Genomic DNA, 14,254 nt, shown 5'->3' with positions numbered 1-14,254 from the left:
GTCGCGCGGTCACCACACCGGCCACAGGGGACACCGCGTTGACTTGGGGCATTTTCCCCACTCGGGTAGACTCCGCCGACTGTGACGCCTGCCGAGACCCGCGCCGCCGCGCTGCCGAGATCCGCCGACGTCGCCGACTCTCCGTCCGAAGCCGTCACCGTGGGTGATGGGGTGCGCGGTGCTGCCGCTACCGCTCGGACCGCCGCCGGCATGAACATCCAGTCAGCGCCCAGCACCGAGGCGCCGACGACCGAGGCATCGACGACCGCGACCGAGGCACCGACGACCGAGGCCCCGGCTCCCGCGACCGAGGCACCGCCTCCCGCGACCGAGGCCCCGGTTCCCGCGAACGGGGTCGGGACGACCCGGCGGCTCGCGGAGACCGGACCGGCCGGCGGTACGCGGGGAGCCGACACCGGCGATGCCGCTCCGGCCCGCCGACGCCGCTTCCGGTGGACGCCTCGCCGTCGGGACCTCGCGATCTTCGGCGGGTTCCTGCTGACCGCGCTCTGGGTGACCAGTCAGATCTGGATGGATCCGGCCGGTCGGGTGGCGTCGCTCTACAGCAGTGACCCGGCCCAGGTGCAGTTCTTCCTCGCCCACTCGGTACGGGTGGTGTTGCACGGGGAGTTCCCGTTCTTCACCGAGCAGTTCAACTACCCCGACGGGGTCAACCTGATGGCCAACACGGCCATCCTCGCCCTGGGCATCCCGATGGTGCCGGTGACCCTGCTCTTCGGGCCGGCGGTGACCTTCGTGCTGCTGGTCACGCTCGGCCTCGCCGGCACCGCCTCGGCCTGGTACTTCGTGTTGTCCCGGCACGTGGTGAACAACCGGCTCGCCGCGGTGGTGGGCGGCTGGTTCTGTGGCTTCTCCCCGGCGATGCTGTCGCACGCCAGTTGGCACCCGAACATCATCAGCCAGTTCCTGCTGCCGTTCATCGTCTGGCGGGTCATGGTGATCACCAGGTCGACCCGGCCGTACCGGGACGGCGCGTTGCTGGCTCTGCTGGTCACCGCCCAGGCGTTCATCAACGAGGAGATTCTGCTCTTCACCGCGATGGGCTGCGGGATCTTCCTGATCGCGGTGGTGGTCCAGCGGCCCGGGCTCTGGTCGGCGTCCTGGCGACCGTTGGCCAAGGCGCTGGCCACCTGCACGGTGGTCGCCGGCTCGCTGCTGGCGTACCCGCTGTACATCCAGTTCGCCGGCCCGATGGCGTACCACGGGCTCAGCGACGCCGTGCGCGACTACGGCAACGACATCGCCGCGTACTTCGCCCCCGGCTCGCCCACCATCGGCGGCAACCAGCGGGCGAACGTCAACCTCGCGCCGAACTACTCCGAGGAGAACGCCTTCTTCGGCTGGAGTCTGGCGCTGATCGCGGTCGGGATCGTGCTCTGGCTCCGGCGGGAGGTGCTGGTCCGGGCGCTCGCCGCGACCGCCGCCTTCTACACCATCCTCTCGCTCGGCGAGCGGATCAGCTGGTGGGACCGGGAGCTGATCGTCGGCCCGTGGGAGTGGCTGGTCCGGCTGCCGCTGCTCGACGCGGTGGTGCCGACCCGGTTCGGCATGATCACCAGCGTGGTGGTGGCGGTCCTGCTGGCCCTGGCCATCGAGCGGACCAGCACGCTGTCCATGGACCGGCGGACGGTGCGTACGCTCACCGTCGCCGGTCTGGTGCTCGCGCTGCTGCCGATCACCCCCATGCCGTTGCCGATGACCTCCCGCCCCCCGGTGCCGGACTTCATCACCTCCGACCGGTGGCGCGCGTACGTCGGGCCGGACCAGACGCTGGTGCCGATCCCGGTGCCGAGCATGGGCAACACCCACGGCATGCGCTGGGCCGCCTCCACGAACCTCGACTTCAAGATCCCCGGCGGCTACTTCCTCGCCCCACGCAACGGCAACACCGGTGACCCGGGCCGCTTCGGGGGACGGCCGAGCGGTGTCGGGAAACTGCTGGAGGAGGTCGCCACCACCGGCCGGACGCCGGAACTGAACGACCGTCAGCGGCGCCGGTCCCTGGACGAGTTGCGGCACTGGCGGGCGGCGATCCTGGTGCTGCCGGTCCGGCAACCGCACTCCGAGCCGCTGCGGCAGACCGTCGAGCAACTGGTCGGCCCGGCCCGGCTCGAACTGGACGTCTGGGTGTGGGACGTACGGTCCCTCACCGACCCCCGGGTCTGATGTCGGTCGGTACTGTCGAGCGGGAAGTCGAGGTCCGCACCGGTCGCCGTTGGCGGCTGCGCCCGCGTACGCCCGACGTGGCGGTGGTGGTCGGCTACCTGGCGCTGGCCAGCTGGCTGACCAGCGGGCAGTGGGCCCGACCGGACCGGCTCTTCCATCAGGCCGGCGACCAGATCCTCTTCGAATGGATGCTGGCCCGGGCCGCCCGCGCCGTGGTCGCCCTGGAGAACCCGCTGTGGAGCGACGCGCTCAACGCGCCCGGCGGGGTGAACCTGATGGCCAACACCTCGGTGCTCGGCCTGGGTGTCCCGCTGGCCCCGGTCACGCTGCTCCTCGGCTCGCAGGTGGCGTTCGAGGTGGCGGTGATCGGGTGCCTCGCCGGCACGGCCACCGCCTGGTACGTGCTGCTGCGCCGCCGCCTCGTCGAGTCCCGGCTGGCCGCCGCGGTCGGTGGGCTGATCTGCGGGTTCGCCCCCGGCATGGTCGCCCAGGCCGGGTCGCACCTGCACATGGCCGCCCAGTTCCTGGTGCCGGTGATCCTGGCGTTGGTGTTCGTGCCCCATCCCGGCGACCCGGGGCGCGCACCGGGCACCTGGTCACAGGTGTGGCGACCCGGCGTCCTGCTCGGTCTCGTCGTGACGTACCAGGTCTTCCTCGGCGAGGAGGTGCTGCTCCTCGTGGCGCTCGCCGCCGGTGTCTTCGTGCTCGGGTACGCCCTCGCCGACCGGGTCACCGCGCGCCGGCTCGCCCCGGTCACGGCCGGCCGGATCGCGGTAGGTGCGGTGGTGGCGGGGGCCCTGCTGGCCTATCCGCTGTGGTTCCAGTTCTTCGGCCCCGGCCACTACCGGGGAATGCCGTTCCACGCGATCGCCTACCAGTTGGACGCCGCCTCGTTCACCGCCACGGCCCGGCAGACCGTCTTCGGCGACCATCGTCTGCCCGCCCTGCTGGCCCCGAACGCCACCGAGGAGAACTCCTTCTTCGGGCCGGGCCTGCTGGTGCTGGCGCTCGTCGTGACGGTGTGGCTGTGGCGTCGCCCGCTGGTCCGGGCGCTCGCCGCCTGCGGGGTGGTGTTCGCGCTGCTCTCGCTCGGTGCCCGGGTACGCCTCGACGGCGCGTTGACGGACCTGCCCGGCCCGTACCGGCTGATCGCCGAGCTGCCGCTGCTCGACCATGTGGTGCCGGCCCGGTTCTCGCTGGTCTGCGTGCCGGTGCTCGGCACCCTGCTGGCCCTCTCGGTGGATCGGGTACGGCGGTGCCCGGCCACCGCTGGGGCATCCTCGGACCCGGTGCCGGTGCGGCTGCTCTGGGCCGGCGCGGTGGCCGCCGCGCTGCTGCCGCTGGTGCCGACACCGATCCGCACCGTGCCGACCTGGCCGGTGCCCGCGTTCGTGGCGGAGGGGACCTGGCGGGCGTACGTGCCGGCCGGTCGGACGCTGGTGTCGGTCCCGCCGGTGACGAACGCGGGCCAGAGCCCGGCGATGCTCTGGTCCGCCCGGACCGGGCTGGCCTTCACCGCCCCGGGTGGCTTCTTCATCGGCCCCCGATCCCCGGACGACCCGGCGGCGCGCTGGGGTGCGCCGGACCGGCCCACCTCGCTGCTGTTGCGTCGGGTGGCCGACACCGGCGAGGTGCCACAGATCAGTGCTGCCGACCGCCGGCAGGCAGTGGCTGACCTGCGGCACTGGCGCGCCGCAGTGGTGGTCCAGGGTGGACTGCACCACGGTGACCCGGTGCGCCGGACGGTCGAGGCGTTGCTCGGCCCGGCCCGGGAGGTCGACGGTGCGCTGGTCTGGGACGTCCGGCCCCTGGTGGGCTGACGCGTCCGGCGAGGGCTGCGGCGGCAGGTGGCACACTCGTCGGGGTGAGCGACGTGGCCGCATCGCCGGCGGAGGGCGAGCTGGAGAGTGTCAGTCTGGTGGAACTCGCCGTCTCCCGGTTGACCCGGGAGATCCTCAGCGGCCGGAGTGATCCTGGTGAACGGCTGGTGGAGGAGCAGCTGACCCGGCGGCTCGGCATCAGCCGGGCGCCGCTGCGCGAGGCGCTGCGGCTGCTGGCGCAGCGGGGGCTTGTCGAACACGTACCCCGGCGGGGGGTCCGGGTCGCCACGCTGTCGGATCGTGACGTACGGGAGCTGTACGAGCTGCGCGACGTGCTGGAACGCTTCGCGGTGCGGTCGGCGATCCCGGTGCAGCGGGGGAGCGACCTGGCCGGGCTGCGGGCGGCGTTGGACCAGATGCGGAAGGCCACCCGGGACGTCGACCGGCTCGCCGTGGCCGAGTCGCACCGGGCGTTCCACGTCGCGCTCGTGGCGTTGGCCGGCAACCGGCAGCTTTCCGCGGTGTACGACTCGATCCTGGTGAAGTTGCAGCTCTACATGGCGATCAACCTGCGCCGCGAGGCAGAGGTGGCGCAGCCGCACGACGGTGTGCACCGGCACGAGCGGCTCTTCGAGGCGGTTGCCGCCGGGGATCCGGAGCTGGTCCTGGCCGTGCTCTCCGAACACGGGGCCCGGTCGTATCTCGGGTAGCGTCACCGGCCGCCCGTCATGCCGTCGTTACGTTCGGCGCTGTTCGCCGTAACAGAACTGTCGACAATCGACAGTATGCCAGAGCGGATCGGATCGATCTCAGAGCTGCGGTGGGCGTACCGCCACGGCGGCCTGACCCCCACCGAACTGGCGGAACGTGTCCTGGCCGGGCTGTCCGGCGCGGACGGCGGACCGGTGTGGATCAGCACCGTACCGGCCGGCCAGTTCCTCGCCCGCGCCGAGCGGCTGGCCGCCACGGCCGACCCCACGACCCTGCCGCTGTACGGAATCCCGTTCGCGGTCAAGGACAACATCGACGTCGCCGGCATGATCACCACGGCCGGCTGCCCCGACTTCGGGTACCTTGCCGCCGAGGACGCGCCGGTGGTACGCCGGTTGCTCGACGCCGGTGCCCTGCTCGTCGGCAAGACCAACCTGGACCAGTTCGCCACCGGGCTGACCGGGGCGCGATCCCCGTACGGAAGCTGCGAGAGCGTCTTCGGTGGTGGGCTGATCTCCGGTGGTTCCAGCTCCGGGTCGGCCGTCGCGGTCGCCGCCGGCCAGGTCAGCTTCGCCCTGGGTACGGACACCGCGGGCTCCGGCCGGGTGCCGGCGGCGCTGAACGGCATCATCGGCCTCAAGCCCAGCCGGGGCCTGCTCAGCACCGCAGGTGTGGTGCCGGCCTGCCGCTCGCTCGACTGCGTCTCGGTCTTCGCCACCGACGTCACGGACACGATGGACGTGCTGCACGCCGCGCGCGGCGTCTCGGCGGCCGACCCGTGGGGGCGTCCGCTGCCGGCGGAGCGGGTCGCGGCCGGCCTGCCCGGGACGCTACGCCTCGGGGTGCCCCGCGCCGAAGACCTGGAGTTCTTCGGCGACGCGGGACAGACGGTCCGGTTCGCAGCGGGCGTGCAGGCGTTGCGCGGTCTGGTCGGCCAGGTCGGTGCGGTGCCGTTGCGGAGTTTCTTCGAGGCGGGAGAGCTGCTCTACCAGGGGCCATGGGTGGCCGAGCGGCTCGCCGCGCTCGATGGCTTCCTGCGGGAACATCCCGAGGCCGTCCTGCCGGTCACCCGGCGCGTGCTGGAGACCGGCCGACGCTACGACGCGATCGACGTCTTCCGGGGCCAGCACCGGTTGCGCGAGTTGCGGGCCCGGGTCGACAAGCTGTGGGGCGAGGTCGACGTGCTCGTGGTGCCGACAGTCGGTACGACCTTCACGCTCGACGAGATCGCCGAGGACCCGATCGGCCGTAACACGACGCTCGGCCGCTACACCCAGTTCGCCAACCTGCTCGACCTGGCGGCGGTGACGGTGCCCAACGGGTTCACCGCCGCCGGCCGGCCGGCGAGCCTGACCCTGCTCGGCCCCGCGTTCAGCGACACCACCCTGGCCCAGCTCGCCACTGCCTTCACCGCCGCGACCCGGCCCACCCCGGAAGCCACCGCGACCCGGCCCACCCCCGATGTCGCGGTGCTCGGGCCGGCGCAGACGCTCATCGCCGTCGTCGGCCGGCATCTGGCCGGCGAGTCCCGCAACGCGGAGCTGACCGAGCGGGGTGCCACCCTCGCCGGTGCCGCACGCACCACGCCGCGCTACCGGCTCTACCGGCTGGAGACAGCCGACGGTGACGGGCTGCCCGGCCTGGTCCGGATCGCCCCCACGGACCCGGACGGCCATCCGATCGAGGTGGAGCTGTGGCGGCTGCCGGTGACTGCCGTCGGCGAGCTGCTGGCCGGGGTACCGGCCCCGCTCTCGCTCGGCTGGGTCCGGTTGCACGACGGGCGGGACGTGCTCGGCTTCCTCTGCGAGGCGTACGCCGTCGGCCCGCCGGCCGAGGACATCAGCGCTGCCGGCGGCTGGCGGGCCTACCGCCGGGCCGCGGCACACCGGAGTTGAAAACCGGAGGAGGAGACGATGGGCAGGATCGGGCCGGTCACGGCGAATCCCTACCCGTGGCCGTACGACGGCTCGGCCGACACCGCGCGAACCGCACTGCTCTGCATCGACTGGCAGACCGACTTCTGCGGCCCGGGCGGCTACGTCGACGCGATGGGCTACGACATCGGCCTCACCCGGGCCGGCCTGCCGGCCACCGCCCGGTTGCTGGATCACGTCCGGTCGCTCGGCATGCTCGTCGTGCACACCCGGGAGGGCCACGACCCCGACCTGTCCGACCTGCCGGCGAACAAGCGTTGGCGCTCGGCGCAGATCGGCGCGGAGATCGGCGCGGCCGGACCGTGCGGGCGAATCCTGATCAAGGGCGAGCCCGGCTGGGAGATCGTGCCCGAGGTCGCGCCGGTGCCCGGTGAGGTGGTCGTCGACAAGCCCGGCAAGGGCGCCTTCTACGCCACGAATCTCGACCTGGTGCTGCGTACCCGGGGTATCACCCACCTGATCCTCACCGGCATCACCACCGACGTCTGCGTGCACACCACCATGCGCGAGGCGAACGACAGGGGCTACGAGTGCCTGATCCTCTCCGACTGCACCGGAGCCACCGACAAGGACAACCACGACGCCGCCCTGCACATGGTGACCATGCAGGGCGGCGTCTTCGGCTGCGTCGCCACCTCCGACGACGTCATCGCCGCCACGACCAGGTGAGGTGAGCCATGTTGACAGTTGCCGCAGCGCGGCCCTTCCCGTACACCTTCGACCTTTCGACCACCGCGCTGCTCGTCATCGACATGCAGCGCGACTTTCTGGAGCCCGGCGGCTTCGGCGAGAGCCTGGGCAACGACGTCAGCCAGCTACGGCGGACCATCGCGCCGCTGACGGCGCTGCTCGCCGGTGCCCGCGCCGCCGGGCTGACGATCGTGCACACCCGGGAGGGGCACCTGCCCGACCTCTCCGACTGCCCACCGGCCAAGCTCAACCGGGGTCTGCCGAGCAAGCGGATCGGCGACCCCGGGCCCAAGGGCCGGATCCTCGTCCGGGGCGAGTACGGCCACGACATCGTCGACGAGCTGTCGCCGCTGCCCGGCGAAGCGGTCATCGACAAGCCGGGCAAGGGCGCCTTCCACGCCACCGGGCTGGACACCCTGCTCGCCCAGCGGAAGATCCGGAGTCTGCTGGTCACCGGGGTCACCACCGAGGTGTGCGTGCACACCACGGTCCGGGAGGCAAACGACCGTGGGTACGAGTGCCTCGTGCTCGCTGACTGCGTCGGGTCCTACTTCCCGGAGTTCCACCGGGTGGGACTCGACATGATCGCCGCCCAGGGCGGCATCTTCGGGTGGGTCGCCGACTCGACGGACGTGCTCGCCGTGCTGCCCACCACCCCCGTGTTGCAACCCTCCTCCTGACCGGGAGCAGCCATGGTCCCCACCAGAACCCCAGCCGTGCCGCTGCCGTACTGGGTGCGCGGCGACACAAACGCGTTCTTCGGTTTCGGCGTCAACGTCCTGGTCAACGTGCTCACCCTGACCGGGCTCTGCCTCTTCGTGGTGAACCTGCCCGAGCGGGAGGTGTTCGGCACGATCCTGCCGGCCCTCGGTATCGCCCTGGTCGCCGGCAACATCTACTACACGCACCTGGCTCGTCGGTTGGCCCGGCGGGAGAACCGCTCCGACGTGACAGCCCTGCCGTACGGGCCGAGCGTGCCGCACATGTTCATCGTCATCTTCGTCATCATGCTGCCCATCTACCTCAGCACCGGTGACGCGGTGCGCGCCTGGGAAGCGGGGCTGGCCTGGGCCTTCATCATCGGCGTGATCGTGCTGATCGGCGCGTTCGTCGGCCCGTACATCCGTCGCTACACGCCGCGTGCGGCGCTGCTCGGCACCCTCGCCGGCATCTCCATCACCTTCATCTCGATGAACCCGGCGGGCCAGATGTGGCGGCTGGCCTGGATCGCCCTGCCGGTCCTGGCGCTGCTGCTGATCGGCCTGCTGACCGACGTGAAGCTGCCGTTCAACTTCCCGATCGGGCTGGCCGCCCTGCTGCTCGGCACGGCGATCGGCTGGCTCGGCGGGGCGATGTCGGTGCCGGACGTCACCTCGGCGGCCCGGGACATCGCGTTCGCCTTCCCCACCTTCCAGCTCGACCTGCTGCTGCGTGGGCTCTCCGACATGGCGCCGCTGCTGGCGACCGCGATCCCGCTGGGTGTCTACAACTTCACCGAGGCGATGACCAACGTGGAGAGCGCGGCCACCGCCGGGGACAACTACAACCTGCGCAGTGTGCTGCTCGCCGACGGGGCCGGCGCGGTCATCGGCTCCGCCCTCGGCTCGCCGTTCCCTCCTGCGGTCTACGTCGGCCACCCGGGTTGGAAGGCGGCCGGTGGGCGTACCGGTTACTCGATGGCGACCGGCATCGTCATCGCACTGCTCTGCTTCCTCGGCATGTTCTCCCTGCTCGGCGCGATCTTCCCGACCGCGGCGATCGTGCCGATCCTGCTCTACATCGGGCTGCTGATCGGTGCCCAGGCGTTCCAGGCGACACCCCGGGCGCACGCCGCGGCGGTGGTCGCGGCCCTGATCCCCAACATCGCGGCGTGGGCCACCGGGCAGATGAACAATGCCCTGGCGGCGGCCGGCACCACCGCCGCCGAGGTGGGCGACGAGGCCCTGGCCGGCGCCGGGGTGGTCTACGACGGCCTGCGCATCCTCGGCGAGGGCGCCATCCTCGCCGGTCTGGTGCTCGGCGCGATCGTCGCCTTCATCATCGACAAACGCTTCGTCCAGGCGGCCATCTTCGCCGCCTCCGGCGCGGTGCTCGCCTTCATCGGCCTGATCCATGGCGAGGAGGTGCAGTGGAACGCCAACGGTCAGGTGGCGCTCGGCTACCTCTTCGTGGCGGTGATCTGCGCGATCTTCGCGCTCGGCAAGTACCCACCCCGGGTGCCCGAGCCGGAGGAGGCCGAACTGGACCGCCTGCACGGCGGCGACTCCGCGACGCCCCCAGCCACGCCGGAAGCCGCCGCCGCACCGGCCGCCAGCGGGGAGCCGACCGGCGGCGAGAAGCGCGAGCCAGCGGTGAACAGCTGAGCCGAAGTCGCCCGGCCGGGCGGCGGTGCGGCGCGCACCCGTCCGCCGCCGCCCGGCCGGGTGCGCCAGACTGCCGCCCCAGCCGTCCAGAAAGGACTCGCCGGATGGAGATCGACCGGACCGACGTGGTCGCCGAGGTGACGGCGGCCTTCGTCGGCTACGAGCAGGCGTTGACGGACGGGGACGCCGATCGGATCTGCGGATACTTCTGGGACTCCGAGGCCACCGTGCGTTTCGGCCTCGCCGACCACCAGTACGGCCTCGACGAGCAGCGCAAGTGGCGGGCCGAACAACCACCACTGCCGCCCGGTCGCCGGCTTGTCGACACGGTGATCACCGCCTTCGGCGCGGACCTCGCGGTCGTCACGACCCGGTTCGGGTACGCCGGTGGCGCCACCACCGGCCGGCAGACCCAGACCTGGGTACGCCTACCGGAGGGCTGGCGCATCGTCACCGCCCACGTCTCCGAGCCGCTGCCCGGCCCGCACCACCCCACCGAGTCGGAATGACGGCTCGCTCAGCCGCCCGTCCCGACCAGCAACTCCGGCACGGCACCCGTCGTCAGCGGTGCGGGGCACCGCCGTCAGCGGATCCGGCAGCCAGGAACGCTCTCGCCCGGTCCGCGTCACGGACGACCGAGACGGCCGCCACCGCGAACGTCCCGGTGATGACGGCGGCGAGGATGACGAAGGCCGGTGCCCACTGGAAGAGGGCCTGCCCGACCTGCGCCACGGCCAGGGCGGCCAGGGGCAGCAGCATCCTGGTCTGATCGACCATCTGCTCCGCGACCCGACGCAGCAGCAGCCGGTCCTCGTCCTGGCGCGGGGCGTCGCCGCGCACCTGCCGAACCAACTGCCGACGGCGGGACCAGCTCTGCGCCCACAGGGGGGAGCTGGCGTTGCGGCGGTGGTAACCGCTGCGTACCAGCCGCCAGAAGCCGGCCACCGAGACGACCAACCCGCCGGCGATGAGCACGGCACCGAGGATTCTCGCCCAGCCCGGCGCGGCACCGCTCCAGAACTCCGAATCCACGGCGACGACACCGGACAGCGCGAGCACCGCGCCCACGACCCAGCAGACGACTACCGCCACAGCCGCCACCAGCAGGTGGCGTCGGCGTCCGCGCCGCACCTGCTGCTCCATCGACCCATCCTGGCCCATGCCGCGCCCCCGTCCACTCTCGACGGTCAATACCCGGGCGGTGGTGCCGGCAATCTCCGAAGTCGGCGGTGCCGGCGCACACCGACGACCCCGCCCGGTCGCGTCACACCCGGTCGCGTACGTCCCAGAGCCAGACGTCGTCGACGCGCTGCGGGTCACCGAGCAGGGCGGTCAGCAGGTCCCGCAGCACCGGCTCGCGGGGATGCGCGCCGAGCACCACCACCGACGCCCGCCAGAAGCGCAGGTCCTCGATGGCCTGCCGGCGGTTCTCGTCGCTGATCTCGGGCAGTGCGCCCGCGTCCATGGTCTGGTAGATGAGGGTGCTGGTGGGCCGGTTCGGCGCGCCGAAGACGCCCTCGCCGTGCTCGTTGGGGCCGATGAAGTACCCGGCCGGGATCGGGAACTCGTGTCCGGTCAGCGCGCTCCACCGCAGCGTGGGCAGGCCGTGCACGTTGCTGGGGATGGGCACCGGCACCAGCGTGCGGCCGTCCGGCACGTACGGTCGCCAGGCGCCGGAGGTGATGAAGGCCGGCGGCGGGTCGACCGGCTCGGCCGGCAGCGGCGTGGGTAGCAGCGGAAGCACGGCGAGGGTGATCGCGGCGTACCCGACGAGGTGCTGCCAGCGGGGTCGCCGCCGGTCGGTCGCGGCGCCCTCCGGAGCGCGCGGCGCCGGCACCGGCGAGCGGTGGCCGGCCACCGCGTCCCAGGCCAACGCCAGCAGTACGCCGAGCGCGGCGGTGGTCACCAGGGTCAGCCGGGTCGGCATCATCATCTCGACAAGCGGCAGATCCGCCGGGATGTACGACCACGGGCCGGCGATGCCGGTCAGCTCGCCGTTGAACCGGATCTCCGGGCCCAACGCGGCGGCCGAGAAGAGCACCACGAGCACGGCCAGGATCCGGGCGACCAACGAGCGGCGGACCAGCAGGACCAGAGCCACCACCGACAGCAGCACCAGCGGCCAGCCGAACCAGGTGTTCTGCTCGGTCATACCGATCGTCGCCTCCACCGCCTCGGTGCCGGCGATGGTGTCGCGGGGGAAGGTTACGAAGGCGACGACGTCCTCGCCCCAACTGTGGAACACCCCGCCCTGGAGCCCCCGGTAGGACTGCGGACCGTTGAACTGGAACCAGATCGGGTAGGCGGTCAACAGCAGCGCCAGCGCCCCGCCGGTGCCGAGCCCCGCCGCGAACGTCCCGGCCCGCGCCCACGCCAGGCGGGGACGCATCGCCGCGTACGCGATCACGATGACCAGGCAGGCCATCGCCGTGAGCAGCAGCATCTCCTCGTTGATGAAGATCTGGTACGCCACCAGCAGCCCCAGCACCAGTCCGTTGCGCCGCCACCGGCCCGGCTCGGTCAGCCGGAACACCCGCACCACGATCAGTGGCAGCAGGAAGTTGGAGACGAAGTTGGGCTGGCCGTTGGCGTGGTGCACGATGCCGGGGGCGAAACCGAGGAACGCGCCACCGACGAAGGCCGCCGCCCGGGAGCGCACCAGGTGCCGCGACAGCATCCAGTACGAGGTGCCGGCGGTGGCGGCCAGCGCCCCGCCGAGGTAGAGCGCATAGACCACCTGGGGGCCGAGCAGCAGGGTGAGCGGCGCCAACGGCAGGGTCACCCCGAGCAGCGAGGTGTTGGCCATCATGTTCACCCCGTCCGGCGCGTTCTGCCGAGCGGTGAAGAGGGGGTTCTCCAGGTGCTGGACCGAGTACGCACCGTGCGCGAAGAGCCACTCGAACCAGCTGTGGTCGGTGGGCAGGTGGGACGAGACCCGGTTGTTCACGTCGGCCCAGTAGTTCAAGCAGACGACGACGCCGAGCAGCACGTAGGCTCCGATGGCCAGTGCGTCGGCGCGCGTCGGCCGCCGCCGGGGACGTGTTGTCGTTGATCGCGTCTCGACGCTCTCGGAGACGGAGTTCAGCGAGGGATTCACCACCGGCGCAGCCACGACGGGCCATCGTACAGGCGGAACCCCGCCCGCCCGCCGCGTGTCTGGTGTGTGTCAGGGGAGGACGAGCGTGACGTTGATCGACCTCGGTGAGCTGACCGAGCTGACCGATCCGCCGGCGCCGCACCGACGTCCCACACCGGCTGCCCGCCGGGTGGCGGTGATGGCGATGGCGCTGGTAGCGCTGCTCACGTTGGCGGGTGCGGCACCGCCGGCCCGGCGGGTCCACGCGATAGTGCCCGCTTTCCTGGGCAGCGACCTGTTCCTCGCCGGGGACCAGATCTTCACAGTCGTTCCGTTGCCCGGGGTCACCGACGGCAGCCAGGAACTCATCGCCTACCCGCGCCCCGACCGGGCCACCACGACACCGCAACGGCTGGTGCCGCAGTGGCGGACACCCGTGCCACCGCAGACCCGGGTCTACCGGGCGCAACCCGTGCCCGACGGCGGGCTCCTGATCGCCACGGCCCGGCGGGACACCGGTACCAGCGAGACCGTACGACTCGACGCGCGTACCGGCGAGGAACGCTGGCGGGTGCCCGGGATCGCGATCATCGAGATGCCCGACCGGGCGCTGCTGCGCACGTACAGCGACAGCACGCCGAACGTGCTCCGGATGATCGACCTGGTGACCGCCCGCGAGCTGTGGTCCATGCCGTTGTCGGCGGCCAACGTCGACCTCCGGCAGCGCGACGACGGTGGGCTCGACGCCATCGTCGTGGCCACGCTCGACGGCGAGGTCCAGGTGATCGACCCGACGTCCGGGACGGTACGACACCGCCTTCCCCCGCCCGCCGACCCCCTGAGCGGCTACCAGCAGGCGTGGGTGGCCGGCGACCTGGTGACAGTGGTGCGCAACTCCAACGAGGTCGTCGCGCTCAGCGTCGACGGTCTGGTCCAGCGCTGGCAGACGACGGTGCCGACGGCCACCTACGTCACCGCCTGCGGACCACTGCTCTGCGCGGGGCTGGCCGGCGGTGGTGTGCAGGTCCTCGACCCGGCCACCGGGGCGGAACGGTGGCGCAGCGAGGAGATCCTCGACATCGCGCTCGTCGGCGAACGCAACGTTCTCGCGGTGGCCCCGAACAACAACGAGATCGTCACGATCGTCCTGGACTCCGGTGCGGTGCTGACCGAGCACGGGTCGTGGAACATGGTCGCCCGCTACGAGTACGCCCCGCAGGTGTTCGCGGTGCGCGCCGTGCCCGAGGTGGGAGTGGTGCTGGCCCGGCTGGACCCGACGGGCGCACCGGCCCGCCGGATCGATGTGCTGCCGGACGCCGGCGGGGACTGCCAGAACCGGGACGACCTCGTCGCCTGCCGCCTGGTCGACGGCGACTTCGGCATCTGGCAACTGCCCGGCTGACCCGTCGCGTCCCCGGCACCCGTCACGGGCGGCTTGGTCGGCGACGTTACGTTGTCGGTGGTCGGCGGGCG

General features: G+C 72.0%; 11 protein-coding genes. 9 read left to right on the top strand and 2 right to left on the bottom strand.

The window, feature by feature from the left end:
- Positions 1–210 precede the first annotated feature (210 nt).
- From CLT74_RS14285 to CLT74_RS14250, 8 genes are all read left to right on the top strand, one after another.
- Positions 211–2,187: a DUF6311 domain-containing protein gene (locus tag CLT74_RS14285; RefSeq protein ID WP_486582730.1), complete on the top strand. Its 1,977-nt coding sequence runs from the start codon at positions 211–213 to the stop codon at positions 2,185–2,187.
- Positions 2,187–4,007: a DUF6311 domain-containing protein gene (locus CLT74_RS14280; RefSeq protein WP_486582307.1), complete on the top strand. Its 1,821-nt coding sequence runs from the start codon at positions 2,187–2,189 to the stop codon at positions 4,005–4,007. Before CLT74_RS14285 ends, CLT74_RS14280 begins: the two co-directional genes overlap by 1 nt.
- Positions 4,008–4,051: 44 nt before the next feature.
- A complete protein-coding gene (locus tag CLT74_RS14275; RefSeq protein WP_099846985.1) occupies positions 4,052–4,717 on the top strand; it encodes a GntR family transcriptional regulator in 666 nt (221 codons plus the stop codon).
- 75 nt (positions 4,718–4,792) lie between these two features.
- Positions 4,793–6,613 (top strand): allophanate hydrolase, encoded by a 1,821-nt coding sequence (gene atzF / locus CLT74_RS14270; RefSeq protein WP_099846984.1) that lies wholly within the window; start codon positions 4,793–4,795, stop codon positions 6,611–6,613.
- A gap of 18 nt (positions 6,614–6,631) precedes the next feature.
- On the top strand, positions 6,632–7,321 hold the full coding sequence (biuH, locus tag CLT74_RS14265) for a biuret amidohydrolase (RefSeq protein ID WP_099846983.1): 690 nt from the start codon (positions 6,632–6,634) through the stop codon (positions 7,319–7,321).
- Positions 7,322–7,329: 8 nt separating this feature from the next.
- Positions 7,330–8,022: a cysteine hydrolase family protein gene (locus CLT74_RS14260; RefSeq protein ID WP_099846982.1), complete on the top strand. Its 693-nt coding sequence runs from the start codon at positions 7,330–7,332 to the stop codon at positions 8,020–8,022.
- 12 nt (positions 8,023–8,034) lie between these two features.
- Positions 8,035–9,705, top strand: coding sequence for a regulator (locus tag CLT74_RS14255; RefSeq protein ID WP_099846981.1), 1,671 nt, complete (start codon positions 8,035–8,037; stop codon positions 9,703–9,705).
- 104 nt (positions 9,706–9,809) lie between these two features.
- Positions 9,810–10,214, top strand: a complete 405-nt coding sequence (locus CLT74_RS14250; protein WP_099846980.1) for an AtzH-like domain-containing protein — start codon at positions 9,810–9,812, stop codon at positions 10,212–10,214.
- A gap of 52 nt (positions 10,215–10,266) precedes the next feature.
- Here the strand turns inward: CLT74_RS14250 and CLT74_RS14245 are convergent, their stop codons facing one another.
- Positions 10,267–10,848, bottom strand: a complete 582-nt coding sequence (locus CLT74_RS14245) for a hypothetical protein (protein WP_143697165.1) — start codon at positions 10,846–10,848, stop codon at positions 10,267–10,269.
- 121 nt (positions 10,849–10,969) lie between these two features.
- Positions 10,970–12,802 (bottom strand): DUF6311 domain-containing protein, encoded by a 1,833-nt coding sequence (locus tag CLT74_RS14240; protein WP_486582729.1) that lies wholly within the window; start codon positions 12,800–12,802, stop codon positions 10,970–10,972.
- A gap of 85 nt (positions 12,803–12,887) precedes the next feature.
- Between CLT74_RS14240 and CLT74_RS14235 the strand changes: the two genes are divergently transcribed.
- Positions 12,888–14,183 (top strand): outer membrane protein assembly factor BamB family protein, encoded by a 1,296-nt coding sequence (locus CLT74_RS14235; RefSeq protein WP_099846977.1) that lies wholly within the window; start codon positions 12,888–12,890, stop codon positions 14,181–14,183.
- Positions 14,184–14,254 lie beyond the last annotated feature (71 nt).

Source organism: Verrucosispora sp. CNZ293, assembly GCF_002754655.1.
Note: the sequence above shows the minus strand (reverse complement) of the source record. Positions and strands in the feature narration are given on the sequence as shown.